5 protein-coding genes are annotated in these 4,252 nt (G+C 74.3%); 4 read left to right on the top strand and 1 reads right to left on the bottom strand.

Features of this window, described 5'->3' with window-relative positions; genetic code table 11:
* A partial coding sequence (locus ACTUAL_RS15685) for an MFS transporter (protein ID WP_440900781.1) occupies positions 1-367 on the bottom strand: 367 nt, incomplete at its 3' end.
* 225 nt (positions 368-592) lie between these two features.
* On the opposite strand from ACTUAL_RS15685, the gene ACTUAL_RS15680 reads away from it, so the two are divergent.
* Genes ACTUAL_RS15680 through ACTUAL_RS15665 form a run of 4 tightly spaced genes read left to right on the top strand, consistent with a single transcriptional unit; the run spans position 593 to position 4,167 of the window.
* Positions 593-1,324, top strand: a complete 732-nt coding sequence (locus ACTUAL_RS15680) for a methyltransferase (RefSeq protein ID WP_440900780.1) — start codon at positions 593-595, stop codon at positions 1,322-1,324.
* Positions 1,321-2,133, top strand: coding sequence for a Rossmann-like domain-containing protein (locus tag ACTUAL_RS15675; RefSeq protein WP_440900779.1), 813 nt, complete (start codon positions 1,321-1,323; stop codon positions 2,131-2,133). The genes ACTUAL_RS15680 and ACTUAL_RS15675 overlap by 4 nt, the downstream gene beginning before the upstream one ends.
* A 10-nt stretch (positions 2,134-2,143) precedes the next feature.
* Entirely contained in the window at positions 2,144-3,124 is a 981-nt protein-coding gene (locus ACTUAL_RS15670; RefSeq protein ID WP_440900778.1) for a GHMP family kinase ATP-binding protein, read from the top strand.
* A gap of 38 nt (positions 3,125-3,162) precedes the next feature.
* Positions 3,163-4,167 (top strand): pyridoxal-phosphate dependent enzyme, encoded by a 1,005-nt coding sequence (locus ACTUAL_RS15665; protein ID WP_440900777.1) that lies wholly within the window; start codon positions 3,163-3,165, stop codon positions 4,165-4,167.
* The last annotated feature ends 85 nt before the right edge of the window (positions 4,168-4,252 follow it).

Raw genomic sequence — 4,252 nt, 5'->3', positions numbered from 1 at the left:
CCGCGACGAGCGCGGCCACCGCCATGACGAGCGCGGAGCGGCCGAGCCCGTAGGCGATCACCGGCGCGGCCACGGCCGCCGCCAGTCCGGCCCAGAGCACGACGGCGCGGCGCGAGTACCGGTCGGCCAGCACGCCCGCCGCGGGCACGGCGAGCAGGAAGCCGACCGTGCGGGCGGCGAGCACCAGCCCGAGGACGGTCGGGGTGATCGAGCGCTCCAGGACCGCGAGGCCCAGCACGAACGGCAGGCTCCAGGTGGCCAGGCCGGACGCCGTGGCGCCGCACCACAGCCTCAGGAAGGCGGGGTCGAGCAGCAGCGGACCGCGGGGCGGGGCGTCCCCTCGCAGTTCTTCGGTGGTGGGGGGCATCGCGACCGCTCCTCGCTGAGGGGTGGGGACATCGGGGTCCGCACCAGGGTAGTGAAAACCGTTGTCGTTCTCACATCGACCCGACGTGAAGCCGAACCCCGATCACACCCCGTCGCCGAACCCGGACGCGGTTGACACGAATGGGGGTAGAAGAAAATGATTTTCATTGCATACCTTGGCGGGGCGCGGAGGGCCGTCCTCCGCAGGCGAAGCGCAGGAGAACGAGTGAACACGACCTCGCCCGGCCACCCGTTGATCGCTGAACTGCCCGACCTCCTCCCCGCCGAGCACATCGTCCGCATCAACACGCCGAAGGAGGACATCGGCTCGACTCGGTCGTACGAGTGGAACGGCTGGACCTTCCGGGTGCCACCCGGCGTGTTCACCCCCGGCGCCACCAGCCGCATGGTCCACGAGCGGCTGCTGGACGGCCGGATCGCCGTGCGGGGCCTGGTGTACGCCGCCATGGGCGTCGGGCTCGGCGTCGAGGCCGTCGCGGCCGGGGTCGCGGGAGCGGCCAAGGTCTACGCGCTGGACGTGCACGCGCCGAGCGTCGAGGCGGCGGCCGGGCACTTCGCCGAGTTCGTCGACGGGGGGAGCGCGCTGGTCCCCGGCGTCGGCGACCTGTTCGACCCGGTGCCCGAGGGCGAGCGGCTGGACGTGGTCACGTTCAACCCGCCCGCCGTGAGCCAGCGGGTCAGCGACGACCCCGACGTGGTGCGGAACGTGTGCGAGGGCGCGGTGATCGTCACCCGGTTCTTCGACCAGCTCGTGCGGCGGGACCTGCTCGCCGAGGGCGGCCGGGTGTACGTCGCGCTGTCGAACACCGCCGACCTCAAGGCGATCGTGTCGCACGCCGTCCGCATCGGACTGTCCCCCGCGCTGGAGCACCGGCACGACTGGGAGGACGGGGTCGTCACCCACGTCTTCCGCTTCACCGAGGCGGTGACCGCGTGAGCGGCGCCGTCGACGGGCTGATCGCCGACGTGCTCGCGGGCCGCCTCGGCCCCGACCCGGCGGACGTCGTGGCCACCAGCGTGTTCTGGGCCCACCACGGCACCCGCCTCGCGGGCGGGAACGTCACCTACCGCAACCAGTACTTGCTCGCGCGGGTCGGCGCGGCGTTCGGTGCCTGCGCGTTCGAGGCCGGGGAGCTGACGCCGGAGGTGTGCGCGGAGCTGTCCGGGCAGCCGCTGGAGGAGCTGCTGCGCGACGAGCGGTTGCCGCTGCGGATCGCCGCCCTGGACGCCTACCTGGCCACCACCGCCCCGCACCACGAGGCGGAGCACGCCGAGCCGGTCGAGCTGCCCGCCGGGACGCCGGAGGTCAGGGCGGTCGCCAGGGACGCCGCCATCGCGGGCCTGCTCGACCTGCCCGCGGGCGCGAAGGTCGCGCTGATCGGCGTGGTGAACCCGCTGGTCGCCGCGATCCGGGCGCGCGGCGCGGAGTGCCTGCCGTGCGATCTGAACCTCACCACCACGCAGTGGGGCGACCCGGTCACGCGCTCGATGCACGACGTGCTGCCGGTCGCGGACGCGGTCGTGGCCACCGGCATGACGCTGAGCAACGGCAGCTTCGACGTGATCCTGGCCTCCTGCCGGGAGCGCGGCGTACCGCTGGTGGTGTACGCGCAGACCGGCAGCGCCGTGGCCAGGCACTTCCTCGGCGCCGGGGTGACCGCGCTGTCCGCGGAGCCGTTCCCCTTCTCGCAGTTCAGCGCGGAACCGACCCGGCTCTACCGCTACCGGGCGAGACTGTCCGGATGAGGTCGTCCCGATGAGCCGAACACCCGCGCGCCCCGCGTCCGAGCCGAGGAGGCCCGTGCTCGACAGCTCCCGGCCGGACGTGCGGGCGCGCGGAACCGGTCACGCGCCCAGCCACCACGGCGAGCTCCTGCAGGGCTGCTTCGCCGACCGGGCGGGCGCGCGGCGCAACGGCCTGATCACGCTGCGGTTGGACGAGCCGCGCACCCGCGCCGAGTTCCGGCCCGACCCGGCGCTGCGGCCCGGCGAGGTGCGCGTGGTCCCGGAGGACCGGGTGAACACCGCGCTGGCGGCGGAGACGGCGGTGCGGGTGTGCGCCAGGCTGACCGGGCGCGCGGTGGTGGGCGGCCGGGTGCTGCTGTCCGGCGGGGTCCCGGTGGGGCTGGGCATGGGCTCGTCCACCAGCGACCTCATCGCGGCGGTGCGCGCGGTCGCCGACGCCTACCGGATCTCGTTGGGACCGCAGGAGGTCGCGGGCATCGCGGTCGGCGTCGAGTCCGCCAGCGACCCGCTCATGCTGGACGCGCGGCCGGTGCTGTTCGCGCAGCGGGAGGGCGCGGTGATCGAGGTGCTGGGCGAGCGGTTGCCGCCGCTGGTGGTGCTGGGCTGCCTGACCGGGGGCGGCGCGGCGGTGGACACGGCGGCGCTGCCGGTCGACGACTACTCCGACGACGAGGTGGCGGAGTTCGCCTCGCTGCGCGAGGAGGTCCGGCGGGCGGTGCGGCTGGGCGACCCGGTGCTGCTGGGCCGGGTGTGCACCCGCAGCGCGCTGCTGAACCAGCGCAGGCTGCCCAAGGCCGAGCTGCCGGACCTGCTCGGCGCGGCCGAGGAGGCCGGGGCGGTCGGCGTGCAGGTCGCGCACAGCGGCAACGTCGCCGGTGTGCTGTTCCGCGCGGACCGGGCAGGCTCCCGGACCCGCGCCGCCGAGTGCGCGCGGTTGTTGGCGCGCGACGGGATCCCGGTCACCGGGGTGTTCGACGCGCCGGGGAGCTGACCGGCGAGCAGAGCCGAACGATCAAGCGGAGGAGAACCGTGCACGACCACGTCGCGTCCGCCATCGCCCGACCCGATCTGATCAGCCTGGAGGACGGACTCGTCTGCGTGCGCTTCGAGACGATGAAGGTCGTCTCGGCGCTCGCCGCCGTGGAGGACCTGCTGGCGCGCGGGGTGGTCCGCCCCGGTGACACGCTGGTGGACAGCTCCAGCGGGATCTACGCGTACGCGCTCGCGCTGGCCTGCCACCGGTTCGGCCTGCGGTGCCTGATCATCGGCTCCACCACGGTCGACTCGGTGCTGCGCGCGCAGCTCGCGGTCCTCGGGGCGGAGCTGGAGCAGATGCCGCCGTCGCGGAACCTGAAGCTGGACCAGGACCGCCGGGTCCGGCGGGTGCGGGAGGTCCTGGACGAGCACCCCGAGTACCACTGGATGCGGCAGTACCACGACGACGTGCACTACCTGGGGTACCGGGTGGTGGCCGAGCAGATCGCCGCCGAGGTCGGCGGCGGGGTGTCGCTGGTCGGCGGGGTCGGCTCGGGGGCGTCCACCGGGGCGCTCGCGACCTACCTGCGGCAGCTCCGGCCGGACACCGAGCTCGTCGGCGTGCAACCGTTCGGGAGCATCACCTTCGGCAGCGAGCACGTGGTCGACCCGGAGATCATCATCGCCGGGATCGGGAGTTCGATCGTGTTCGGGAACGTCGCGCACGAGCTGTACGACGTGGTGCACTGGTGCTCGTTCGACTCGGCGCTGGCCGGGTCGGTGGACCTGCTGCGGCGGCACGCGGTGTTCGCCGGGCTGTCCACCGGGGCCGGGTTCCTGGCGGCGCGGTGGGAGCGGGAGCTGATCCCGCACCGCACGGCGGTGTTCGTCGCGGCGGACACCGGGCACCGGTACGCCGAGTCGGTGTTCGCCAGGCACCGCGAGGCCGCGGCGGTGGAACCCCGCGCGCCGCAGCTGGTGTCCAGCAGGGACGAGCTGGCGCTGCCGTGGTGCCGGATGGAGTGGAAGCGGGCCCCCGCGCCCGCGTCGAACGCCTGAGCGCGCCGCGCGCCGGCGGGGGCTCCTCCGGCGCGCCGGCCGTTCCCGGAACCGCGGTCAACCCCGCGGCACCGGCCACAGGTAA

This window comes from Actinosynnema sp. (genome assembly GCF_052038725.1).
Note: the sequence above shows the minus strand (reverse complement) of the source record. Positions and strands in the feature narration are given on the sequence as shown.